The sequence below is a fragment of the Planctomycetota bacterium genome, assembly GCA_033763975.1.
GTDB lineage: Bacteria > Planctomycetota > Phycisphaerae > Phycisphaerales > UBA1924 > RI-211.
Genome location: JANRJM010000018.1, coordinates 65,289 through 87,683 on the forward strand (window position 1 = coordinate 65,289; position 22,395 = coordinate 87,683).

Sequence of the window (22,395 nt, forward strand, 5' to 3'; positions counted from 1 at the left end):
GTCAAATGGTCAAATGGTCAAATGGTCAAATGGTCAAATGGTCACGTGGTTCAGGGGGCGACATCCGGGTTGGGGGTGACGGGCAGGGCGATCGATACCCGAGGAAGCCGGGATCTTCGCCGCGGATCGGTCTTGTTCAGAATGGTCCCGAGGATGAGCTTGATCTCCGCGAGTTCGAGGAGCAACGGTTGGAGGCGTGAGTCGGGGATCCAGGCGCGCCGAACGACGAGGCGCAGCCAGAATCGGGTTTCGGCGAGTTCTTTCGCGGCGATCGCGAGGCACTTGCGGAAGTCCTTGTCGCTCATTGCCTGGTCCGCTTCGGCGCAGTTCGCGCCCACCGAGCAGGCGGCCGCGGCGAGCTGTTCGGCGAGTCGCGCGAAGCGACCTTCGGCCGCGAGCTGCTCCGCGACCGCCACGGCGCGATCCGCGAACGCTTCGGTTCGCTCGAGAAACTCCGCTCTCAGCCGACCCTTGCTCACCCCGCGTGCACTCCCGTCTCATTCTGCCGCATTTGCCCATTTGCCCATTTGCCCATTTTTCTAATGGTGCCCCCACTCGACCTTGCTCAGGTCGATGCCTTCCTTGTGCATGTCGTAGAGGGGCGACATCTCGCGGAGCCTGCGGACGGCCGCGATGATGAGCTCGGCCGCGGTGTCGACCTGCTCGCGCGTGGTCCACTTGCCCATGCTGAGGCGCAGCGACGAGTGCGCGAGTTCGTCCGACAGGTCGAGGGCCTTGAGGACGTAGCTGGGCTCCAGGCTGGCGCTGGTGCAGGCCGAGCCCGACGAGCACGCGATCTCCTTGACGGCCATCATGAGGCCCTCGCCCTCGACGAAGCCGAAGGAGATGTTCGCGAGGTGGGGGAGGCGCTTCGTGGGGTGCCCGTTCACCTGGCACGAGTCGAGCGCGCCGGTGACGAGGCGCTCGAGGTGCGTGCGGAGTTCGAGCAGGCGGGTGGCGTCGCGGTCCATCTCGGCGCGGGCGATCTCGCAGGCCTTGCCCATGCCGACGATGCCGGTGACGTTGAGGGTGCCGGAGCGGAAGCCGCGTTCCTGCCCGCCGCCGTCGACGAGCGGGGTGAGGCGCACGCGGGGCTTGCGACGCCGGACGTAGAGCACGCCCACGCCCTTGGGCCCGTAGATCTTGTGCCCGCTGAAGGAGAGCAGGTCGACGTTGTCGCGCTCGACATCAACGGGCATCTTGCCGGCCCACTGCGTCGCGTCGGTGTGGAGAAGCACGCCCTTCTCGTGGCAGAGCGCCCCGATCTGCGGGATCTCGTTGATCGTGCCGATCTCGTTGTTCGCCCACATCACGGAGACCAGGATCGTGTCCGGGCGCAGGGCGGCGCGGACGGCGTCGGCGGTGATGATGCCGTCGGGCCCGGGCTCCAGGAACGTGACCTCGTACCCCTCGCGCTGCAGGCGCTTGCAGGGGTCGAGGACCGCCTTGTGCTCGATCAGCCCGGTGACGATGTGCCCGCGTCCGGTCGAGCCCGCGGGCGCCCGCTCGTACATCTGGGCGACGCCGCGGATGGCGAGGTTGTTGGACTCGGTCGCGCCGGAGGTGAAGAGGATCTCTTTCTCGTCGGCGCCGAGCAAGGCGGCCACCTGGGCGCGGGCCATGTCCACGCCCTCTTCCGCCTCCCAGCCGAACTGATGATTGCGGCTTCCGGGGTTGCCGAACTTCGCGGTGAAGTAGGGCAGCATGGCCTCGACCACGCGCGGATCGCACGGTGTGGTCGCGGCGTGGTCCAAGTAGATTCGGGGGGACGTCGCCATAAGCACCTCGCCTCTGAGTCTTAGTCTCAGTCTAGGCTTTAGATGCTCGGCGAGTTCGAGATTCCGCCGACATCGGCGGGGCGTTGGTAGACCATCCGCAGGGCGTTGCCCTTCGCGTTGTACTCCGCGCTGGCCATGTACGCCCGGATAAGCAGCAGCCCGCGGCCTGACCCGCGTTCCAGGTTCTCATCGGCGGTGGGATCGGGCACGGCGCCGGGGTCAAAGCCGGGGCCCTGGTCTTCGACGAGGATCTCCACGCGTTCGGCGGAGACGTCGTAACGGAGGCTGATGGGCGTGTGGGGTGGGAGGTTGCGGTGCCCGTGGCGGAAGGCGTTGCTGATCGCCTCGTGCAGGCACAGGCGGACGGCGAAGACAGATGCCTTGGGGAACGAGAAGGCGGCGAGGGCGTCCAGAACGCGTTCCTCGGCCTTGCCGATCGCGCCGGGATCGTGCGGCACGTCAAGCGCCGCCCGGAGGTGCTGTCCGCCCGAGGGGGGAGTCATGGCGTGGGTGATCACGCGAAGCTGCGCATGGCGTCGCTGATGGTGGGGTGGATCTGGAACAGCTTGTTGAGGCGGGTGATGGCGAAGACCTCGTAGATCTGCGGGTCGATGTCCGAGAGTCGGAGTTGCCCGGAGCGGCCCCGGACGCGGTTGTTGATGGTGATGAGGGTGCCGAGCGCCGCAGAGGACAGGTGCTCGACGTTGGCGAACGAGATGAGCAGCTTGGGCGTGGCGTCTTCGGCGTCTACCAGGGAGCTGATCTCCTCGCCGATGGCCTGGATGTTGCTCTCGTCGAGGATGTTCCGGTCGACGAACTCAACCTGGATGACGCCGTCGATCCGCTTGACACGGACGCGGGACTCTTGGCCTGGCATCGACTGCCTCCTGTGGAAACTTCACGCGATGATAGCGAAGTTCCGGGTTGCCTCCAACGCGCGCGGGAGACGGGGCAAAAAAGAAGCGGCCTCGGGACGGTGGGCGCCCGAGGCCGCCGGATCGCTCGGCTTCGTCAGTTGCCGAAGGGCATGCGGATGGAATCGGCAAGGCCGGGGTAGCTGCGTTCTTCTTCCTCGGCCTGGATGAGGATGGTGGGCTTGAGGAGGATGAGCAGGGTCTGCTCTTCCTTGGACATCACGCGGTTCGAGAAGAACCGGTTGATGATCGGGATCTTGGAGAGCACGGGCACGCCCGACTCGACCTCGGACTCCGTGACCAGGCGCTGCCCGCCCAGCAGGATGGTGCCCTGGTCGGGCACGGTGACGGTGGTCTGCACCCGCGTGACCGTCAGCGTCGGGTTCTGGATGAACGACTGAGTGGCCGCGGAGTTCACGAGCTGCCCGCCCGCGACGGCCGTGACGGGGACGGCGGTGAAGCCCTCGATGCGGGAGACGGCGGCGTCGACGTTCAGCGTGACGTAGCGACGGTCGGCGGAGATCGTGCCGTCGACGAGCAGCACCACGCCCTCGCTGATGACGCCCTGGTCGGGGTCGAAGCCGACGGCCGACTCCGACACGATGGGCGTGAGGTCGGACACGAAGGAGACCTGGGTCGCGACGTAGATGTTCGAGGTCTGCCCGTTGGTGAACGTGAGGCGCGGGGCGGTGAGGCTGACGGTGCGCCGGTCGGCCTGGGTCGCCTTCACGAGGAAGTCGACCTGGAGATCGTCGAGGAACTGCCCGGCGACGCCCAGGGCGGGCGCCCCGGCGATGATGCCCGAGCCGAAGTCGCTCTGCAGGAGGCTCTCGGCGATGCCGAGGCTGTTCTGCCCGGCGCCGACGACCGAGAGGGGCGAGGGGAGCGGGGTGCGGTTGGCGTTGGCGCCCGGGCCGGCGGTGGGGAAGGTCGGGCTGATGCGTCCCGTGACGGGGTCGAAGAGTTCGGAGGGGCGGAGGGTGGGGATGGTGCCGCGGGCGGTGCGGACCTGGTTGTTGCGCCCGTTGAAGTAGACGTCGATGTCGACGCCGACCTGCTCGAAGAAGTCCTGCGAGACGAGGAGGAAGCGGGTCTCGACGTTGATCTGCATGGCGCGGGATTCACGGAGCTTGGCGAGCAGGCCGTGGATCGCGCGGTGGTTCGCGGGGGTCTGGGTGATGATGAGGTTGCCCTGGAGCTGCTGGATGAAGCCGACGTCGCCGCCGTTCTCCTGCCAGCCCTGGGGGTCGACGTTGGTGGTGATGATGTTGATGAGGTCGTTGGTGCGTTCTTCGAGGGTGCGGCGCTGGACGTCTTCCTCGTTGTTCTCCTGGAAGGGGGACCGCCCGCCGCCCCCGCCGCCCTGCCCGGTGTTCTGGAGGACGGACTGGAGGTCGAAGTCGGGGACGCCGGTGTAGTCGGGGACCTCGATGAGCAGGTCGCGGATGTCGTAGATGACGAGGTTCTTGGTGCGGTTGATGACGTCCTGCGAGGCGATGACGAGGATGCCGTCGTTCACGGACCAGGCGGCGCCGCTGCTGGAATCGGTGCTCACCTTCTCGAGCACGCGGTCGAGGACCGTGCGGACCGAGGCGTTGGAGAGCTTGAGCGTCACCAGCGACTCGCGGTCGATGCCGACCGACTCGAGGCTCTGGTAGTCGACGTCCACGTTGAGGTTCGTGACGGCCTGGACGAAGCCCAGCACGCTCGAGAGCGGGGTGTCGGTGAAGTCCACCGGGATGCGCTTGGACTCGAGCACCGAGAGCGCGCGACGGTTGTCCTCGGAATCGGCGAAGGCGATCGGCTCGCCCCGGCGCTCGGAGATGGCCGGCCAGTCCTCGGGGAAGTCGAGGATGTCGGCCGGGGGCACGGTGGCGCCCAGGTTGTCCGTCGACTGCAGGGCGACGTTGCGGGCGCGCTGCTCGATGTACCCGCGGGCGCGGAGCGTCAGGATCACGTCCTGCAGCACGTCGCGCAGCACCAGGGCCGACGGGTTGATCGGGTCGAGGAAGAGCACCTGGTCGACGACCTGCAGGGCCTCCTCGTACTTCATCTCACGCTGCAGGGCGCGGACGCGCTGCAGGGCCTGGTCGATGCGCTCTTCCTTGTTGCGGGCGACCTCGGTCTCGCGCAGGCGCGCCTCGGCCGCCAGACGCTCTTCCTGCATGCGGGCCTGCTCGGCCCGGATCCGCTCCTCGTTCTGGTCGATCGTCGTGCGGAGCTGGTCCACACGCGCCTTGTTCTCCTCGAACTCCGCGGCGGACAGGTACTGGCGCCCGGCGCTCAGGCGCAGATTGGCGGCGGCGGCCAGATCACGGGCGCGGCCGGGGTCGCCCGCCTCCAGCGCCCGCGAGGCCTGCTCGACGTCGTTGTTGAACTCGGCCAGCGTCTGCTCGCGGGCGATCTGGTTCGCCCGCAGCGCGCCGCTCAGGATGTCCCCGCCCTGGCCGGGGTTGATGTTCAGGCGGGCGTTGGTCTCCGCCAGACGCTGCTCGGCCCGGGTCCGCTGCTCCGCGGAGATGACCCCCGCGTACGCCGCCAGCACCCGGCGGTACCCGGTCGCGGCGTCGGTGTAGCGCCCCTGGTCGAACGCGAAGTCGGCGTCGGCGAGGATCGAGGCGGCCTCGAACTGCTGGGCCTGCTGGATCACGTCGGGCTGCGCCTGCGGGGCCGGTTCGGGCTGGGGCGCGGGCTGCGGCGCCGGCTCGGGCTGGGGGGCCGGCTGTCCCTGCGGCGCGGGCTGGTTCTCCGGGGCCGGCTGGGGCTGCGGAGAAGGCTGGGGCTGCGGAGAAGGCTGCGCGTCTTCGCTTCCGCGTTCACGACGACGAATGATCCCCGGCTGCTGCATGGCGCCGGCGTTCGCGTCCATCGCCCCAAAGCCCAGCACGCGCCCGCGGAGCGTGTCGAGCTCGGCCGCCTGCTGCTCGGGCAGGGCGATCCCCAGCTTCACCACGCGGTCGAGCGTGTCGCGCGCCTCGGCGGGGCGGCCCTCTTCGAGCGCCCGGGCGGCCTGGGACAGCGTGTCGGGCACCGTGTGCGCCACGGCGAGGCGACGGGCGGCGGCCTCGTCCTTCACGCGCCGGGCACGCCCGACCTGCTCGTTCGTCGCGCGGGGCGCGTCGATGACGGCGGCCGCGTGCCGGTCGGCCTCGACCAGGTCGTCGTGCAGGAGGGCGTCCTCGGCGAGCTGGGTGCTGGCCTCGACGGGTCCCAGGGCCTTCACGCGGGCGGTCGCGTTCGCCAGGAGGGAGTACAGCCGGGTGCTCTCCGCGCCGGTGAGCGAGATGTTGCTCTTGGCCGTGAGGGGCACGAGCAGCGCCCGCGCCCGGACGGGCTGGTTGTTCGCGAGCAGGTCGGCGGCTCGATCGAGCACCTCGCGTGCGGTCGCCGCCTGTGCGGCGGGCACGCTGTCCCCGTCGGCGAACGCGGGGGAGGCCAGGCTCATGGAAGCGGCGAGCCCCGCGGCGGCGAGGAGGATTCGGATCGAAGCGCGGTCGCGAGTCAACATGTGCATCTCCGTTCGTTCGGCGGGAACTCCACGTCCCGCCCCCCTGGAAGGTCCAGTCCGGTCGGCGCCTCTCGTCGATCAGACACGCGTGCTGTCCGACGCCGCAGGCCCGATGGTCCGAGCGTGCTCCCCGCGCTCCGCGGCGCGGGCGTGTCGATCAGCGGTGTGGGCGTGACGCGGGTGATTGCTCACCGCGTCGCCCCCGGTGTCACCTCATGCGCATGCCTGAGGGTCCGGGTTCCGACCGAGCGGGGAAGATACACGCCCCGTCCGCCGGATGCAAACCCCCCTCCTCGGAGTTATTCACCAAGCCAGCGCGCCGACACCACGTGCCCGCCCGATTCGGGCTGCGACGGGAGCTTGCGGAGCCCTTTCAGTTCCCGAACCTGTTCGGGTTTCAGACGGTTCGACGACACGATCACCACGTCGTCCCACGCCGTCGCGTCTTCCGACAGCAGGTCGATCGCGTCGAACGCCGTCTCCTCGGCGTGGCGAAGGTCCGGGGCACGCAGGATGATCTCGGCGTACGCGGGGTTCGCGGCGTCGGCGTGGCAGCGCGCGATGCACCGCCAGTGGGTATCGCCGAGGGGCTGGGCGTCGTCGTCCACGTTCGAATCGGGATCAATGTTCAGCACGAGCTGCCAGTCGTCGCGCAGGCGCTCGACGATCTGGTCGGGGTCCAGCAGGTCGGGCTGGTCCTCGGGGGCGAGGAGCGCGGTGCGGTGCTCGTGGGCGGCCGAGTCGGCGCCGGCGGGTTCCTCGACGTTCTCGAGGTCGAACGCGTGCAGGATCTTCTCGACGCGGTCCTTGTACTCGGGCTGCACGCGGACGGTGAGGATCTTGTGCTCGTCGACGAAGACGTAGACGAAGGGCTCCTCGCTCATGGCGCCGAAGCCGACGAGCCCGTCCTCGAGCAGGAAGTCGCGGTAGCGGCGCACGCCGTCGAGGAATCGCTCGAGCGAGACCAGGTCGTACGCGATGTACGGGTCGATCTCGCGGTAGGCGTCGTGCCCGAGGACGTCGAGGATGGGGTAGACGCGCGGGGGCAGGAGCGCGAAGAGCATGCGGCAGAGGGGCTCGACGCGCTCGGCGGAGATGACGATGTCGAAGACGTAGCGGTCGGGCCACTCTTCCCAGTCGGCGTCGTCTTCCCCGCCGTCGGCGGGCTCGAACTGCAGGGCGTAGCCGGGTCGGGGCGTCATGGGCTCGACCGGGTACGCGCCGAGCGGGAACCGGAAATCGCCGAACTGTGTCCGCGCGAGCGCGGGATCCACCTTGCACGCCTCCATCGCGGGCACTGTAGCCGCCGGGCGCGGTCGGGCCGGACGCGCTCGGGCCGGGCGAAGCCGCGCCGTCTACGCTCGACGCATGAGCGACACGGCGCACGAAGATCCGGTCATCGGTGTGGCGATCGGCAACACCCGTGCCCGCTGGGGGCTGCTGCGGGGCGATGAACTCGACGACGTCGGCAGCGCGCCCGCCGGGCGGCCCGACGAGATCGCCGCCGGCGTCCTCGCCCTCTCCGACGCCTCGCCCGAACTGGCCATTCTCGTCGCGGGCGTCAACCCGCCCGCCGCGGATGCGCTGGTGGCGGCGATCGAGGACGCCTCCCCGCCGCGCGTCGTGCTGCTCGTCGGCGAGGACATCGGCATCCCGCTGCGCCACGCCCTCGACGACGCGTCCACGCTCGGGCAGGACCGGGCGCTGTGCGCGCTGGCGGCCCACTCCCGCGCGGGTCAGGCGTGCGTCGTCGTCGACGCCGGCACCGCCATCACCGTGGACTTTGTCGACGGCGAGGGGGTCTTTCAGGGCGGGGTCATCGCGCCGGGGCTCAACATGATGCTCCGCGCGATGCACGAGCACACCGCCGCCCTGCCCCTCATCGACTTCGAACTCCCCGACGAAGCGCGCGGGCCCTTCGGGCGCGACACCCGCCACGCGATGCTGCTGGGCGTGCGCGACGCGGCCCGTGGCCTGGTCCGCCACGTCGTCGAGCGCTACGCCGACCACTACGGCGCGTACCCGCAGGTCATCGCGACCGGGGGCGACGCGCCGGCGCTCTTCGAGGGCGACGGCCTGGTCGAGCACATCGTGCCAGACCTCCAGTTGCTCGGCGTGGCCAAGGTGTGGGCTTCTCGCGCCGACGGGGAGGAATAGTGGACCGCGCGCCGAGCCCGCCCATCGGGGTGCGCTGGCGGCTGGCGACGCCGGCGGGCGTGCCGGGCGGGGTCGCGATCTTCGAGCTGAGCGCCGCGGACCCGGGCACGATGGACCGTGCGCTCGCAACGCTCGGGCTGGGACGAATCGCGGCGGGGGCGCTCGTCGTGCGCGATCTCGCGGGCGTTGATCGCGGGGTCGTCGCGCGCTGGACGCCGACGAGCGTGCACCTGATGCCCCACGGCGGGGCCGCGGTCACCCGGGCGCTCGCGCGCGAACTCGCGTGCGTTCTGGGCGGGCCGGCGGCGCGAGGGGACGACCTCGACCCGCGTGCGGCGTACCCCGAGGCCACGACGCTCCTCGAAGCGCGGATGCTGGACGCGCTCGCGCGGGCGGCGTCGCCTCTGGCCGTGGATCTGCTGCTCGCCCAGCCGGCGCGCTGGGCGGCGTACGAGCGGGCGCCGGAGGCGGCGGCGGCCGTGGAGCGTCGCTCGCGCGTGCTGGCCCGGCTGATCGACCCCGCGCTGGTCGTCGCGGTGGGGGGCACGAACATCGGCAAGTCCACGCTGCTGAACACGCTCGCGGGGCGCGGCGTGTCGATCGTCGCCGACGAGCCCGGCACCACGCGCGACCACGTGGGCGTCATGCTCGACCTGGCCGGGCTGGTGGTGCGATATGTCGATGCGCCCGGCGTTCGGCCCGACGCCCCGCAAGTCGAGCGCGAGGCGGCGGAGATGGCCGGCGAGCTCGCGTCCCGCTGCGACCTGCTGCTGCTGTGCGAGGACGCGACGACGCCCGCGCCGCCGGGGCCGGGCGAACAGGCGGACGCCCCGCGCGTGCTGCGTGTGGGGCTGCGCTCGGACCTTGGCCCCGCGCGGGGGCCGGTCGACGTCCGCGTGCACGCGCCGACGGGCGCGGGGGTCGAGGAACTGGTCGCGTTGATCCGCGAGCGGCTGGTGCCGCGCGAGGTGCTGGAAGACCCCGGTCCGTGGCGGTTCTGGGACGACGGGCTGGCGGGGTAGCAGGGCGGGGCGTCGGGGCGCACGGTGCCCGGGCGACATCGGGCGCTCCCTACTATCCCCCTCTTGGGGCGCATCGCCGGGCCGGCGAGACGCCGATCGGAGCGGACATGGACGAACGTCAGGCACAGATTCGCGAGCGGGCAGGACTTGAAGAGTCGCGGCTGAACGTCGAGTTCATCGACTGGCTGCGCAAGTGGGGCACGCCCCTGCTCTTCCTCGCGGCGGCGGCGTCGGCGGTCGTCTGGGCGAAGAACTACTTCGAGCGCTCGGGCAAGGAGAAGGTCGACCGCGCGTTCATCGAGCTGCACCAGGCGTCGGGCCAGGGGAACCCCAACCCCGACGCGCTCGCGGCGGTGGCGGCCGAGTACGACGGCGTGCGCGCCGTCGGGCTGCTGGCGCGCCTGGAGGCGGCGGACGCGTACCTGCGTGCCGTGGCGCGCGGGCTCAAGGTCGGGGCGGTGATCACGCTCGACGCGCAGGGCAACCCGACGGGCGAGCTCCAGAACGCCGACGACGTGCTGACGGACGCGGACCGCGAGCAGTACCTGGCGCGCGCGGGCACGCTCTACGCCGAGGTGTACGAGCGCGCGAAGAACGAGCCGGCACGCGTGCTGCTCGCGCTCAACGCGATGTACGGGATGGCGGCGGTGCACGAGTCGCGGGGCGAGCTCGAGGACGCCCGGCGCTGGTACGAGCAGATCGCGGACCTGACGAAGGACGGGACGTACTCGATGCACGCGGCGGTGGCGCTGCGGCGCATCACGTCGATGGATCGTCTGAAGGAGCCGCTGGTGCTGCCGACGCGGGCGCAGGTGCCCACGCCCCCGCAGCCGCAGGCCGTGACCCCACCGGTGCCGGTGACCGTGCCGCCCCCGGTGCTGCCCGCGCCGAGCGAGCCGGCGCCAACGGAGCCCGCGCCGTCGCCGACCGAACCCGGGCCCGCGCCGAAGTGATCGCGGGAGGGGCGGGTCATGGCACGCGAAACGCGCGGCCCGGTCGGCGAAGGCGAGGGTGCGGACGACGAGGCCTCGGCCGCGGGGCTGGTGCTGCCGGGCGGGAAGGTCGACGCCGAGGCGGTTCGCCGCGCGGTGGAGAAGGCCGAGGAACTCGGGCTGGATGACGACAGCGCGCTGCGAACGGTGGTGTTCCACATCCGCCGGGATCTGGGCAAGCGTCTGGACAAGTACCTGACGGACCGGATCGGATTCCTGAGCCGCAACCAGTTGCAGCGGCTGATCGACGAGGGGGGCGTTCGGGTGAACGACCGCGCACCCAAGGCCTCGACGAAGATCGGCGCGGGCGACGTGGTGGAGGTGGTGATCCCCGCGCCGCCGCCCTCGAACATCCAGCCCGAGGACATCCCGCTGGACGTGCTGTTCGAGGACGAGCACATCATCGTGCTCAACAAGCAGCCCGACATCATCGTGCACCCCGCGCGGAGCCACCTGAAGGGCACGCTGCTGTCGGCGCTGACGTACCACTTTCTGCACCGGTCGAAGGCGGGGGGCGGGCTGTCGGCGGTGGGGGAGGAGTTCGCCCGCCCGGGCGTGGTGCACCGGCTCGACCGGCACACGAGCGGGTGCATCGCCTTCGCGAAGACCGAGGAGGCGCACTGGAAGCTCGCGCACCACTTCGAGCACCGGCGCGTCGACAAGCGGTACCTGGCGATCGCGCACGGGGCGATCGAGCCGGACGTGCAGGTGATCGAGCTGCCCATCGGCCCGCACCCGTCGCGCGAGAAGGGGTACCGCGAGAAGTACGTCGTACGCCACGACGAGCTGGGCAAGCACGCGGTGACCATCGCGCGGGTGCGCGAGCGGTACGAGGTGCCCGCGGCGTCGGGCGTCGAGAAGTTCTCGCTGGTGGAGCTGGAACTCAAGACCGGGCGCACCCACCAGATCCGCGTGCACCTGTCGTACAACCAGTGGCCGATCGTCGGCGACGACATGTACGCCGGGAAGGGCGTGGGGCTGCGCGATGGCGTGCTCGAGCTCTTCGCGGCGGGCGACCACGAGACGCCCGAGGGCGTGCGGGCGATCCTCCGCCGTCAGGCGCTGCACGCGTGCACGCTGGGGTTCCGCCATCCCGTGACGGAGGCGCCGATGGAGTTCACCGCGCCGCTGCGGGGCGACATCGGGCGCCTGGTGCACGTGCTGCGGGGCGGGAAGACGACCGGTGTGGACGCGCCCGGCGCGACGGTGGACCTGGCGAAGGCCGTGCCCGAGCGCGACGCGATGTGAACGAGTCGCGCCGCGGCTACCGCTTCGCGGGCTTCTTCTTGGGTCTGACCTCGGGCGTGCCGGGCATGATGAGCACGTCCTTGGCGGGGCGCCGGGGCGTGTGCGAGAGCTTGGGCCCGAAGCCCATGCGCAGCAGGATCTGGGGCCAGCCGGCCTCGGGCACCATGTGCTTGAAGTGCCCGCGCAGTTCCGCGACCTCGATGGGCTGGTTGAGGTACGACGCGGTGACGCCCGCGCCGGCGGCCCGCACGAGCACCGCCGCGAGCGCGCGCCCGGCGTTCACCCAGTCCGCGGGCGTATCGCGCGCGGTGCCCAGGCAGGCCAGCAGGGGCGAGTGCAGCAGGAGGTCTTCGTCGCGGGCGCCGCGGTTCTCGCCCAGGTCGAACGTGCGCACGACCAGCGGCGCCACGAGCGAGGTCATCTCGTCCATGCCCTGCGCGTAGCCGGGGATGCCGTCGAGCGCGTGCGAGCGGTTGTGGTGCAGCCACATCGCCAGTTCACGGCGGAACGAGCGGTTGCCGAACTGCACGACGTCGGCCTCGTGCACCAGCTTCGCGACGCGGAAGCGCGTGGAAGCGTCGGTGATGGGGAAGAACGTCGCGTGCCGGGCGGCGGCGAGGGCCACCATCTCCTTCAGCGCCATCTCCGGGACCGGCGTGTCCTCGAAGGGCGTGCGCGTCGTGCGCCGGCGCAGCATCGCGTCGAACAGGCGCCGAGCGTCCGACGTCGCCTCGCGCTCCGCGCCCGTCCGCACCACCGCGAGCAGGTCGCGCTCGTCGGCGTGCGGGAGTTCGACGGTGTGCTCCACGCCGAAGCGGTGCAGCGCGATCGACAGGCACTCCACCGCGCAGCCGACGGAGATCGTGAGTTCGCGGTCGTTCGGGTCCGCGACGGGCAGCGCGCGCGTGCGATCGGCGTAGACGAACACCGCGTCGTCGTCGACGCGGAACTTCCACGGCTGGCTGTTGTGGCTCGAGGGCGCCAGCGTCGCGTACGCCACGCAGAATCGCAGTTGCTCGCCCCGCGGGCCCGTCCGCGGGAAGCGGACGGGATCGGTGAACCACGGGCTGTCGGCGCCGAGAAAGTTCTGCACGCCCGCGCCGCCGGGCGCCGCCTTGGTCGTCGGGGCGATCGCCCGCTTCTTCCCCGTGCCGCGCTCGGCGGACGTGCTGGTCGCCTGGCTGGCGAGCTTCTCGAGGTCGATGCGGCCCTTGCGTTTTTCCGGGAGTGGGGTGTCCTGCTGCTTGCGTCCGAACATCGGCTCCTCCGCGACGAAGCGCCGATGGTACAAGGCCCGCGCGGACGTGTCTGTCCGAACGGGCCTGTACATCGCCGTCTGTATGTCAAGATCGCGCGAGGATTCAGATCTCTTCGCCCGGGCCGCCCCGAGAGGGCATCGGGCGCGGGCCCTGTCCACGCCCGCGCGGGGGCTGGCCGCGGCCGCGGGGCGCGTCGAAGTCGTGCGGGGCGTCCTGGGGACCGCCCGAACCGCGGGGTCCGAACTCGCCGCGGGGCGCGCGATCGTCCGGACGGTGCGTGCGCGCCTCGGGGAAGTGCGGCCCGCGTCGCGCGTCGGGTCCGTCGCCGCGCCCGCGGGGCGCGTCGAAGTGCGGCGGCATCGGGCGCTGCGGCGGGCCGGCGCGATCGCCTTCACGCCCGCGGGGCGGCCCGCCCAATCCGGGCTCCATTCCGCGGCCGCCCATGCCGCGGCGATCCATGGCAGGGCGGTCCATGTCGCGCGGGCCGTGCTGTGCGCGCCCGCCCTGTCCGTCACGCGGCGGGGCGAAGTCGTTTCGCCCGCCGCGCCCCGGCCGCGGCCCGTCCCCTTGCGGGCCGCGACCGCCGGGCGCCATCTTCTCGCCCTGACGGCGGCGTTCTCCGCCGCGTGCGTTCGGACCATCCTGACGTTGTGCGTCCGGGCCCGCGTGCCGCGGCCCGCGACGCTCCTTCTGCCCGCGATCCATCTGCTTCCCGCCCATCTGCCCGCGTTCGGGCCTGCCTCGATCGGCCTCGCGCCGCTGCGGCCCGCGCTCGCGATCGGGCCCGCGTTCACGACCCGGCCCGCGCTCGCGATCCGGTCCGCGCTCGCGATCCGGGGCCTGCTCTTCCATCGGGGGCTGCTCGCCGAGTTCGGGCTGGGCCCACGCGGGCGCGCCGAAGACGCCGATGATGCCCAGCAAACCGCCGATGACGTTCCATGCTCGATTCCGCGCCATGCGTTTACTCCACGCCGACGAGCATTACCCCCTCGCGGCGACGGGCATAACGCCCGGGAACGGGCGGCATTGCCGAACGGGCTCGGGGGCGTTCCGGCGGACCTCGCCGGCGTCACCCCGGCACTCTGGCACCCCGGCACACGGAGTCGCGCGTTACAGCACCTCGCGGGCGCGCCGGATGATGTCGGCTTCGTCGCTCCGCGCGTAGACGCGGCTGGATTCCACCCAGCCGACGACCTGGTACGAGCCGCGGGCCACCAGCGCGTCGAGCGCGGGGTTGTTGCCGAAGGTGCTGTCCTCGATGAGCATCAGGCGCGGGCGCCAGCGGGCGAGGTCGAAGCCCGCGAGCAGTTCGAGCTCCGCGCCCTCCACGTCGATCGTCACGAGGTCGATCGGCCGGTTGTGCCCTTCCAGCAGACGGTCGAGCGTCGTCACCGGCACGCGGACCGAGACCTTGCGGACGTTCGCGGCGTGCACCTGCTCGACGTGGTGCCCCTGGCTCAGGCCCTCGGCGTACGAGAGCATCCCGCCGTACTCGTCCTCGAGCACGTGGAACGTCGCCTCGGCGGGGGCGGTGGGGCCGGCGAGCGCGCTGTGCACGACGCGCGAGTGCGGGCGGTTCGCGCGGCAGGCCTCCGCGCGGGCGGGCGTGGGCTCGACGAGCAGGCCCGTCCAGCCCATGGCCTCGAGGGCGTAGGTGGTGGAGTAGGACACGCCGTCGAACGCGCCGACCTCGATGAAGAACCCCGACAGGGGCTTGCCGAGCAGCTCCCAGGAGGTGATGTCCTCGCCGAACTGCGACTTGAAGTCGAGGGCGAGGTGGGGCGTCTGGCCGGCGCGCGCGAGGCGGTCGAGCGCGTCGAGCCGGGCGACGGTGCGCCGCACGCCGAGGAACTGGCGCCACACCTGGAGCAGCCCGCCGTGCACCTGGTTGAGCCGGGCGTCGAGTTGGGCGAGATGGTCGTTCATCGCGTCACCCGATGCGCTCGCGTCCGCCCATGTACGGGCGCAGGGGGGCGGGGATGCGCACGCTCCCGTCGGGCTGCTGGTGGATCTCCAGCAGCGGGATCAGGATGCGCGGGGACGCGAGCACCGTGTTGTTGAGCGAGTGGCAGAAGAACGTCTCGCCCTTGCCCGCGGCGCCGCCCGGGCGATAGCGCATGTTCAGACGTCGGCACTGGAAGTCGTACAGGCGGCTTGCCGAGTGCGTCTCGCCGAACGCGCCCGTCGGCACGCCGTCGATCCCGGCTTCGCCCCGCCCGGGCATCCAGCACTCGATGTCGATCATGTCGGCGTTCTTGACGCCCAGGTCGCCCGTGCAGCATTGCAGCAGGCGGTGGGGGAGCTCGAGCGACTTCAAGAGCGCCTCGACGTAGCGGATCATCGCGCGGTGCCAGTCGCGGCTTTCGCTCTCGCTGGAGCGCGAGATCACCACCTGCTCGACCTTGTCGAACTGGTGGATGCGGTACAGCCCGGCGGTGTCCTTGCCCGCCGCCCCGGCCTCGCGCCGGTAGCAGGTGGAGACCGTGACGTACTTCAGCGGGAGGGCCGCCTCGTCGAGGATCTCGTCGGCGTGCAGGCCCATGAGCCCGACCTCGCCGGTGCCCGTGAGGTACAGGTCGTACCCGCCGCCCCGCGTGCTCTCGGGGATGTGGTACGCCTGCTCGCGTCCAGCGGGGAAGAACCCCGTGCCGATCATCGTCTCTTCGCGCACCACCGTCGGCACGCTGATGGGCGTGAAGCCATGGTGCTCGGTCATGAAGTCCACCGCGTAGCGGAGGACGGCCTGGTGCAGGCGCATCCCGTCGCCGGTCAGGATGTACGAGCGCGAGCCCGCGATCTTCACGCCGCGCTCAAAGTCGCACAGGCGCAGGTCGCGCACGAGATCCATGTGCCCCTTGGGCCTGAACCCCTTGTTCGCCTCGAAGGTCTTTCCCGGGTCGAAGCCCTGCGGGAGCAGGTCGCTGGGCGGGGCGGCCCAGCGGCGCAGTTCGACGTTGTCGTCGCTCGAGGTTCCCACCGGCACGTCCGCGTCGGGCGGGAGGGGCACCTGGAGCAGCAGCGCGTGCAGTTCCGGATCGATGCGCGCTACCTCGGCCTCGATCGCCTGCAGCGTCGCCTTCAGTTCCGTCGGCTTGGCGCTCAGCGCGTCGATCTCGCGCTGCAGGGCGGCGGCCTCCTCGGGCGGCTTGGACTTGAGCTGCCCCTTGAGCTTGCCGATCTGCGGGCCGACCTCCTTGGCCAGCCGGTTCTGCTCGGCCCGCAGCCGGTCGCTCTCCCCCTGCAACTGGCGGCGCTGGGCGTCGAGCGCCACGAGCCGTTCGATGTCGACGTGGACGCCCTTGGCCTTGGCCCCGAGGGCGAAGTGGGCGGGGTTCTCGCGCAGGGCCTTCAGGTCGATCATGGGGCGTCAGTGTAGGAAACCGGGGGCGCCGCGCCCCGCCGGCTGCATCCAGCCCCGACGCGTCCGGTACCATGGGCTCTTATGCCGGAGTTCAAGCTCACCCCCATCCGCGGATCGGCGAAGCCCGTGACGCTCAGCGGCGGGCGCGTCGTGATCGGTCGCAGCCCCGACTGCGCGGTGCCCATCATCGACGAGCGCGCGAGCCGCCAGCACTGCGTCCTCCAGCCCGACGGCAAGGGCGGGTGGGTCGTGCGCGACCTGGGCTCGCGCAATGGCACGAAGCTGAACGAGGTCAAGATCACCGAGTCGCCGATTTCGCCCGGCGACGTCCTGAAGGTCGGGTCGCACGAGTTCCTGGTGGAGCGGGAGCGCGCGGCGGGGGCCTCGCCCGACGAAACGGACGCGGAAGGGGCGTTCCACGTCGGGGCGGCGTTGCGCGAGCTGCCGGCGGAGGTGGCAAACGCCTCGCCGGTGCAGAGCCGCGAGATCGGGTGGATGTTCGAGTTATCGGAGCTGATCCAGGCCGTCCCGCCCAAGGACACGGACCCCGAGACGGTGCGGGTGATCGACGCGAACGGGCGTCCGACGGACGTGCTGCTGGGGCAGAGCGACGGGCCCAACGCGCTGCGCCTGCTGATCCAGTTGGCGAGCAAAGCGCGGGCGACGGACGTGCACATCGAGCCCAAGGCCGAGGCCGGGCACGTGCGGATGCGCGTGGACGGCGACATGGTGCACATCGTGGACCTGCCCAAGCGGGTGGCGGAGCTGGTGTTCGGCGTGATCAAGGCGGCGTGCCACATGATGGTCGCGGGGCGCGACGCGATGCAGGACGGGCACTTCTCGGTGGTCTTCCCCGACCGGCGGGTGGAGTACCGCGTGTCGTTCACCCCGACGGTGCAGGGGCAGAAGCTGGTGCTCCGCGTGCTCGATCAGAAGTGGCAGCCCACGAGCATGAGCGACCTGGGCCTGCTGCCCTACATGTTCGACCGCGTGCAGCGTCTGTGCCAGCAGGAGAGCGGGATGCTCATGGCCTGCGGCCCGACCGGCAGCGGGAAGACGACGACGCTCTACAACGCGATCCGGACGATCGACCGGACAAGCCGCAACGTCGTGACGATCGAGGACCCGGTCGAGTACCAGTTGGACAACGTGACGCAGATCCCCGTGGACGAGGCGAAGGGGAACACGTTCGGGGGGCTGCTGCGGAGCGTGCTGCGCCAGGACCCGGACGTGATCCTGGTGGGCGAGGTGCGCGACGACGAGACGGCGCGGACGGCGATGCAGGCCGCCCTGACCGGGCACCTGGTCTTCTCGAGCGTGCACGCGAAGGAATCGATCTCGGCGGTGTTCCGCCTGCTGGACCTCAAGGTCGAGCCGTACCTGGTGGCGAACTCGCTGGACCTGATCGTGGCGCAGCGCCTGGTGCGGGTGCTGTGCGACAACTGCAAGCGCGAGACGCCGGTGCTGCCGGGGCAGTCGTCGCGCCTGGGCAAGTGGCTGGGCGGGAAGAACTACATCTACCACGCCGTCGGGTGCGCGCGGTGCCTGCGCACGGGGTACCGCGGGCGGCGGGCGCTGTTCGAGCTGCTGGACTTCACCGACGAGCTGCGCGACATCGTGCTGGGCGAGCCGAGCATCGGCGCGATGAAGAAGGTGATCGACTCGGGGCACTTCACCACGCTCGCGCAGTTCGGCTGGCGGATGGTCGCGGAGGGCGCGACGAGCCTGGACGAGGTCGATCGCGTCGCGGGGCTGGGGTGAAGATCACGCGCGGGTCGGGGCGTCGCCGGGCGGGATAGGCGGCACGGCCCGCCACGCCGGGAATGCGTCGCGCCACGCGCGCAGGCGGGCGGCGTCGATCGGCACGCTCAGCACGCCCGCGCGGTCGCCGAGCTCGCCCAGCACCTCGCCGGTGGGGTCGATGGCGATGGAGCCCCCGGCGTACTCCCAGCCGGCGCTGGGCGCGTGCGCGGGATCTTTGCCGACGCGATTCACGCCCAGCACGAACGCCTGGTTCTCGATCGCGCGCGCGAGCAGCAGCGCCCGCCAGTGGTGCGCGCGCTGGCGGGGCCAGCAGGCGCCGATCGCGTACAGCTCGGCCCCGCGCGCCAGCCCGGCGCGGAAGAGCTCCGGGAACCGCAGGTCGTAGCAGATCGCCGGGCAGACGCGCAGCCCCGCGGCCTCCCACCCGTACGTCACGATCGCGCCTCCGGGTTCGAGGTGGGCCGCCTCGTTGGGAAAGAGATGAACTTTGGCGTATTCGGCCAGATGCGTCGCATGGGGTTCTGCGGGCCCGAGCGCGCTCATGACGTTCCTGGCGGCGCACCGCCGGCAGGGCGCGCTCGTCCGTCCGCCCTGGACGGTTGCATGAAACTCCTGGGCCAGTTCACCGAGAAACCCCAGCGTCCGGGCGTCGACGTCGGCCGTCGCCTCGGTGCTGAAGGAAAACCCGGTATCGAACATCTCTCCGAGGAGTATGAAATCACCCCGCGCGACCCGGGCGTCGTCGAGCAGCGTACGAACCTGCTCCATGTTCGCCTCGTGGTCCTCCCACGCGGTGTCCAACTGCACGAGGTGGGCCCTGGGAAGCGCGGAGGTCATCGGATTTCACGGTAGGACCGAGCGCTGACCGAAGGGACCGGCATGATCTGCGAACTGCAACCGGCGGAGGCTTTCGACGTGCACGACGGACCCGCGAACGTGCCGAGCGTGCTGCTGGCGAGCCGCTCTCCCCGGCGGCGTGAACTCCTGGAACGCGCGGGTGTTGCGCATGTCTCCGAACACCCCGGGTTCGACGACGCGATCCTGCAGCCGGGCAACGTCTCGCCCGATGAATGGGTGATGGCGTTGGCGTACCTGAAAGCCTGGGCCCGCGCGCTCGAGGCGCCCGCGGGGCGCGTCGTGATCGGGGCCGACACCACGTGCCTGGTCGACGGGCGCCTCATCGGCACGCCCACCTGCGGGGACGAGGCTCGCCGCATCATCCAGTCGTTCGTCGGGCGTGCGCACGAGGTCATCACCGGCGTGGCGCTGGTCGAGAGCGGGACGGGGCGCCGGCGCCTGTTCGCCGAGCGGGCCGAGGTGCGGTTCGGCGCGCTCGCCGACGACGAGGTCGACCGGTACGTCGCGTCGGGCGGCTGGGCGGGCAAGGCGGGGGCGTACAACCTGTCGGAGCGGCTCGACGCGGGCTGGCCGATCGAGTTCGACGGGGACGACTCGACGATCATGGGCCTGCCCATGCCGCGCCTGCGCGAGGAACTCGCGCAGTTCTGCGGCGCGGGCGGGCGGGGGACCGCGGCGTGACGGATCTGCCGGGCATGCTGGTGCCGCTGGGGCAGGGGCCGGTCGCGCACGCGTTCCTCGTGCTGCCGATCATGGGGCTGTCGCTGATCATCGTGGCGGCGCACGCGTTGTCGCTGGCGAAGGCGGAGATGCCCGCGAGCCGCCGGCGGATCCGCCTGGCGAGCGCGATGGTGATGATGCTCATGCTGCCGATCGGCTCGTACGCGCTGTCGCTGGCCGACCCGGTGCGCGACCAGCGAGCGTTCGTGCTGGCGTGGATGCTGACGACGGGGCTGGTGGTGATGCTGCTGGCGCTGGCGGGGCTGGACCTGCTGAACACCTGGCGTCTGCACCGGCGCGACCTGCGGACCCTGCGGCGGACGCTGCGCGAATCGCTGCGCGACGCCCGCGACGAGGCCGCCTCGCGTACGCTGCCGGGCCGATGACCGTCGCGGATTTTGCCGCCCAGCCCACCGCCTCGCCGCCGACGCGGCGTCCGCCGCTCGCCGGCCCGCTGGGGCGCCTTGCGTCGCGCGTCTACGCCCGCGTCATCGCCCGGCGCAACCGCGCCTGGGACCGGGGCGAGGGCGTCATCACCTTCGACCGCCCGGTGATCAGCGTCGGGAATCTCTCGGTGGGCGGCACGGGCAAGACGCCCGCCGTGCTCCGCCTGATCCGCGCGCTGCTCGACGACCAGCGCCGCCCCTGCGTCGCCATGCGGGGCTACGCCTCGCCCACCGGGCGGGGTGAAGATTCCGACGAGGCCCGCCTGTACGCGGCGGCGTTCCCCGGCGTGCCGATCGTGGCCCAGCCCAACCGGGTCGAGGGGCTGCTCGACCTGTTCGCGGCCGAGCGCGGGCGCGCGGTGGATTGCGTGCTGCTCGACGACGGCTTCCAGCACCGGCGCGTCGCGCGCCAGTGCGACATCGTGCTCATCGACGCGACGCGCAGCCCGTTCGACGACGCGCTCCTGCCCGCCGGGTGGCTGCGCGAGCCGGTGGCGTCGCTCGCGCGCGCGCACGCCGTGCTGCTCACCCACGCCGATCGCGCGGGGCGCGAGCGCGTGGCGGCGCTCGCGCGCCGGGTGCGTGAGGTGCTGCCGCCCCGCGCGGTCGTGGCGGCGTGTGCGCACGCGTGGGGCGGGTTCACGCGGCACGACCCGGGCACCGATGATCGCAACGCCGCGGGCGCGCCGGTCGCGGCCCCGGTGGGCGCCCTGCGCGGGCGTCGTGTGTTCGCGGCGTGCGCGATCGGCAACCCGGACCCGTTCCTGGACGCCGCCCGGGGCGCGTGTGCTGGGCCGCTGGCCGGGGCGTTGATCCTGCGAGACCACGACCCGTACGCGCCGCCGACGCTCGCGCGCCTGGTCGAGGCGCTGCAGCGCACCCGCGCCGAGGCGCTGCTCGTCACGCCCAAGGACTGGACCAAGCTCGACGCGGTGCACCCCGCCCGCTGGCCGTGCCCCGTGTACGTGCCCACCCTCGACCTGCGGTTCGAATCCGGCGAGCACGAACTGCTGGGGCTCGTGCGCGAGGCGGCGGGGCTCGATCTGTCGGAGCCCAGAGCGCACGACGAGGAAGGTTCCGGCGGCGAGTCCGACCGAGATGTTGAACCCGATGCGCCTACTCGCCCGACGGCGGGCTGATGTCGCGCAGGTACTGCCACGAGTAGATGCCCGTCGAGTGCCCGTCGGAGAACCTGAACCAGATGGCGTAGTTGCCCCGCAGTTCGGCCTCGAGGATGGTGAGCGGGCCGCTCGCGGCGCCCGCGGGCAGCACCGTCAGCGGGTTGCTCGCCATCTCGTCGCGGAGCGACTTCATGTCGGCGCTGGGCGACATGCGACGCAGGTACGCGACGGAGTAGAACGACGTCGAGCCGTCGGCCCATTCGATGGTGAGCCCGCGATCCTTGCGGACGTCGAGTGTTCGGGGTGCGTCGGGCGCCACGGCGCAAGCGTAGACGCGGGTGTACGCTGCGCCGGGGCGCCGGTGCCCCGTGGAGAGCCGAGGCGTGAACCACCCGACCGACCTCCTTCTCGCGTGCGTCGAGCGCTGCGCCGGGTCGCCCGTGTGCATGGGCATCGACCCCGTGCTCGAGCACCTGCACGCGGACGTGCGCGCCCGGCACCACGACGCGCTGGGCGCGATCCGCGAGTTCGGGCACGCGCTGCTCCGGGCCGCCGCGGGCGTCGTGCCCGCGGTGAAGTTCCAGTCGGCGTGCTACGAGCGGTACGGCTCGCGGGGCGTGGGCGTGCTCGAAGAGCACATGTCCGACGCGCGGGGGCAGGGGTACTGGGTCGTGCTCGACGCGAAGCGCGGGGACATCGGGATCTCGGCGAGCCACTACGCCGCCGGGGCCGCTCGGGCGGGTGCGCACGCGATCACCGTGAGCGGGTACCTCGGGCCCAGCGGGGTGGAGCCGTTCCTCGACGCGGGGCTGGGCGTCTTCGTGCTTGTGCGGACGAGCAACCCCGACAGCGACGTGGTGCAGGGGGCGCCCCTGGCCGACGGGCGCACCGTGGCGGCGATGATGGCGGACGCCGTCCGCGCGCTGGGCGCCGGGCGCCTGGGCGCGTCGGGGCTCTCGGGCGTCGGCGCGGTGGTGGGGGCGACCAAGTCCGGCGAAGGGGCGGCGTTGCGGGCGCGCATGCCCGAGCAGGTCTTTCTCGTGCCCGGGTACGGCGCGCAGGGGGGCACGGCGGACGATGTCCGCGCGCTGCTGCGCCCGGACGGTCGGGGCGTGCTCGTGACGGCGAGCCGCTCGATCATCTACGAGCCGATGGGCGCGGGCGACGCCGATTGGACGCAGGGCGTGCGCCGAGCGGCCGAGCGCCTGCGCGACGAGATCGGCGCGGTGGTCCGGGCCTCGGCGTAG

General features: G+C 71.7%; 20 protein-coding genes. 9 read left to right on the forward strand and 11 right to left on the reverse strand.

All coding sequences use genetic code 11. The annotated features are described in order from the left end of the window. Positions 1–50: 50 nt before the first annotated feature. The 6 genes from SFY69_12115 to SFY69_12140 all read right to left on the reverse strand — a co-directional run bounded on the left by SFY69_12115 (position 51) and on the right by SFY69_12140 (position 7,489). Positions 51–479: a four helix bundle protein gene (locus SFY69_12115; GenBank protein ID MDX2132785.1), complete on the reverse strand. Its 429-nt coding sequence runs from the start codon at positions 477–479 to the stop codon at positions 51–53. A gap of 60 nt (positions 480–539) precedes the next feature. Continuing rightward, positions 540–1,778 carry an IscS subfamily cysteine desulfurase gene (locus SFY69_12120; protein MDX2132786.1) on the reverse strand — a complete coding sequence of 413 codons (1,239 nt, stop codon included), beginning with the start codon at positions 1,776–1,778 and terminating at the stop codon, positions 540–542. Between the two features lie 38 nt (positions 1,779–1,816). Beyond that, entirely contained in the window at positions 1,817–2,281 is a 465-nt protein-coding gene (locus SFY69_12125) for an ATP-binding protein (GenBank protein MDX2132787.1), read from the reverse strand. A gap of 11 nt (positions 2,282–2,292) precedes the next feature. Further along, on the reverse strand, positions 2,293–2,655 hold the full coding sequence (locus SFY69_12130) for an STAS domain-containing protein (GenBank protein ID MDX2132788.1): 363 nt from the start codon (positions 2,653–2,655) through the stop codon (positions 2,293–2,295). A 134-nt stretch (positions 2,656–2,789) separates the two neighbouring features. Continuing rightward, complete coding sequence (locus SFY69_12135; GenBank protein ID MDX2132789.1) at positions 2,790–6,200, reverse strand: hypothetical protein; 3,411 nt, start codon at positions 6,198–6,200, stop codon at positions 2,790–2,792. 299 nt (positions 6,201–6,499) lie between these two features. Continuing rightward, positions 6,500–7,489, reverse strand: coding sequence for a hypothetical protein (locus SFY69_12140; protein ID MDX2132790.1), 990 nt, complete (start codon positions 7,487–7,489; stop codon positions 6,500–6,502). 79 nt (positions 7,490–7,568) lie between these two features. Between SFY69_12140 and SFY69_12145 the strand changes: the two genes are divergently transcribed. The 4 genes from SFY69_12145 to SFY69_12160 all read left to right on the forward strand — a co-directional run bounded on the left by SFY69_12145 (position 7,569) and on the right by SFY69_12160 (position 11,619). Then, positions 7,569–8,357, forward strand: coding sequence for a type III pantothenate kinase (locus tag SFY69_12145; protein MDX2132791.1), 789 nt, complete (start codon positions 7,569–7,571; stop codon positions 8,355–8,357). Further along, entirely contained in the window at positions 8,357–9,379 is a 1,023-nt protein-coding gene (locus tag SFY69_12150) for a GTPase (protein ID MDX2132792.1), read from the forward strand. The genes SFY69_12145 and SFY69_12150 overlap by 1 nt, the downstream gene beginning before the upstream one ends. A 107-nt stretch (positions 9,380–9,486) precedes the next feature. Then, complete coding sequence (locus tag SFY69_12155) at positions 9,487–10,332, forward strand: hypothetical protein (protein ID MDX2132793.1); 846 nt, start codon at positions 9,487–9,489, stop codon at positions 10,330–10,332. Positions 10,333–10,350: 18 nt separating this feature from the next. Further along, entirely contained in the window at positions 10,351–11,619 is a 1,269-nt protein-coding gene (locus SFY69_12160; GenBank protein ID MDX2132794.1) for an RluA family pseudouridine synthase, read from the forward strand. 16 nt (positions 11,620–11,635) lie between these two features. Here SFY69_12160 and SFY69_12165 read toward each other — a convergent pair whose 3' ends face one another. The 3 genes from SFY69_12165 to serS all read right to left on the reverse strand — a co-directional run bounded on the left by SFY69_12165 (position 11,636) and on the right by serS (position 16,239). Beyond that, positions 11,636–12,877, reverse strand: coding sequence for a nitroreductase family protein (locus SFY69_12165; protein MDX2132795.1), 1,242 nt, complete (start codon positions 12,875–12,877; stop codon positions 11,636–11,638). 1,111 nt (positions 12,878–13,988) lie between these two features. Then, a complete protein-coding gene (locus tag SFY69_12170) occupies positions 13,989–14,804 on the reverse strand; it encodes an FkbM family methyltransferase (GenBank protein ID MDX2132796.1) in 816 nt (271 codons plus the stop codon). Between the two features lie 4 nt (positions 14,805–14,808). Then, a complete protein-coding gene (serS, locus tag SFY69_12175; protein ID MDX2132797.1) occupies positions 14,809–16,239 on the reverse strand; it encodes a serine--tRNA ligase in 1,431 nt (476 codons plus the stop codon). 81 nt (positions 16,240–16,320) lie between these two features. Here serS and SFY69_12180 point away from each other — a divergent pair, with 81 nt between their 5' ends. Beyond that, the gene (locus SFY69_12180) at positions 16,321–18,000 is read left to right on the forward strand and encodes an ATPase, T2SS/T4P/T4SS family (protein ID MDX2132798.1); all 1,680 of its coding nucleotides are present in this window, start codon (positions 16,321–16,323) and stop codon (positions 17,998–18,000) included. A 3-nt stretch (positions 18,001–18,003) separates the two neighbouring features. Here SFY69_12180 and SFY69_12185 read toward each other — a convergent pair whose 3' ends face one another. Further along, positions 18,004–18,840: a nitrilase-related carbon-nitrogen hydrolase gene (locus SFY69_12185; protein MDX2132799.1), complete on the reverse strand. Its 837-nt coding sequence runs from the start codon at positions 18,838–18,840 to the stop codon at positions 18,004–18,006. A gap of 78 nt (positions 18,841–18,918) precedes the next feature. Between SFY69_12185 and SFY69_12190 the strand changes: the two genes are divergently transcribed. The 3 genes from SFY69_12190 to lpxK are packed head-to-tail and all read left to right on the forward strand — an operon-like array spanning position 18,919 to position 21,166. Beyond that, on the forward strand, positions 18,919–19,542 hold the full coding sequence (locus tag SFY69_12190; GenBank protein ID MDX2132800.1) for a Maf family protein: 624 nt from the start codon (positions 18,919–18,921) through the stop codon (positions 19,540–19,542). Continuing rightward, on the forward strand, positions 19,539–19,967 hold the full coding sequence (locus SFY69_12195) for a hypothetical protein (protein ID MDX2132801.1): 429 nt from the start codon (positions 19,539–19,541) through the stop codon (positions 19,965–19,967). The genes SFY69_12190 and SFY69_12195 overlap by 4 nt, the downstream gene beginning before the upstream one ends. Beyond that, positions 19,964–21,166 (forward strand): tetraacyldisaccharide 4'-kinase, encoded by a 1,203-nt coding sequence (gene lpxK, locus SFY69_12200; protein MDX2132802.1) that lies wholly within the window; start codon positions 19,964–19,966, stop codon positions 21,164–21,166. Before SFY69_12195 ends, lpxK begins: the two co-directional genes overlap by 4 nt. On the opposite strand, the gene SFY69_12205 is transcribed toward lpxK, so the two are convergent. Further along, the gene (locus SFY69_12205) at positions 21,144–21,467 is read right to left on the reverse strand and encodes a DUF971 domain-containing protein (protein ID MDX2132803.1); all 324 of its coding nucleotides are present in this window, start codon (positions 21,465–21,467) and stop codon (positions 21,144–21,146) included. The two genes, lpxK and SFY69_12205, sit on opposite strands and share 23 nt — an antisense overlap. A 64-nt stretch (positions 21,468–21,531) precedes the next feature. Here SFY69_12205 and pyrF point away from each other — a divergent pair, with 64 nt between their 5' ends. Continuing rightward, positions 21,532–22,395 carry an orotidine-5'-phosphate decarboxylase gene (pyrF, locus tag SFY69_12210; protein MDX2132804.1) on the forward strand — a complete coding sequence of 288 codons (864 nt, stop codon included), beginning with the start codon at positions 21,532–21,534 and terminating at the stop codon, positions 22,393–22,395.

What these genes read in the sequence shown, in the direction of transcription:
- SFY69_12120 (MDX2132786.1), bottom strand. Translation starts at nt 1,778, where the DNA reads ATGGCGACGTCCCCCCGAATCTACTTGGACCACGCCGCGACCACACCG.
- SFY69_12125 (MDX2132787.1), bottom strand. Translation starts at nt 2,281, where the DNA reads ATGACTCCCCCCTCGGGCGGACAGCACCTCCGGGCGGCGCTTGACGTG.
- SFY69_12130 (MDX2132788.1), bottom strand. Translation starts at nt 2,655, where the DNA reads ATGCCAGGCCAAGAGTCCCGCGTCCGTGTCAAGCGGATCGACGGCGTC.
- SFY69_12135 (MDX2132789.1), bottom strand. Translation starts at nt 6,200, where the DNA reads ATGTTGACTCGCGACCGCGCTTCGATCCGAATCCTCCTCGCCGCCGCG.
- SFY69_12140 (MDX2132790.1), bottom strand. Translation starts at nt 7,489, where the DNA reads ATGGAGGCGTGCAAGGTGGATCCCGCGCTCGCGCGGACACAGTTCGGC.
- SFY69_12145 (MDX2132791.1), top strand. Translation starts at nt 7,569, where the DNA reads ATGAGCGACACGGCGCACGAAGATCCGGTCATCGGTGTGGCGATCGGC.
- SFY69_12155 (MDX2132793.1), top strand. Translation starts at nt 9,487, where the DNA reads ATGGACGAACGTCAGGCACAGATTCGCGAGCGGGCAGGACTTGAAGAG.
- SFY69_12160 (MDX2132794.1), top strand. Translation starts at nt 10,351, where the DNA reads ATGGCACGCGAAACGCGCGGCCCGGTCGGCGAAGGCGAGGGTGCGGAC.
- SFY69_12165 (MDX2132795.1), bottom strand. Translation starts at nt 12,877, where the DNA reads ATGTTCGGACGCAAGCAGCAGGACACCCCACTCCCGGAAAAACGCAAG.
- SFY69_12170 (MDX2132796.1), bottom strand. Translation starts at nt 14,804, where the DNA reads ATGAACGACCATCTCGCCCAACTCGACGCCCGGCTCAACCAGGTGCAC.
- serS (MDX2132797.1), bottom strand. Translation starts at nt 16,239, where the DNA reads ATGATCGACCTGAAGGCCCTGCGCGAGAACCCCGCCCACTTCGCCCTC.
- SFY69_12180 (MDX2132798.1), top strand. Translation starts at nt 16,321, where the DNA reads ATGCCGGAGTTCAAGCTCACCCCCATCCGCGGATCGGCGAAGCCCGTG.
- SFY69_12185 (MDX2132799.1), bottom strand. Translation starts at nt 18,840, where the DNA reads ATGACCTCCGCGCTTCCCAGGGCCCACCTCGTGCAGTTGGACACCGCG.
- lpxK (MDX2132802.1), top strand. Translation starts at nt 19,964, where the DNA reads ATGACCGTCGCGGATTTTGCCGCCCAGCCCACCGCCTCGCCGCCGACG.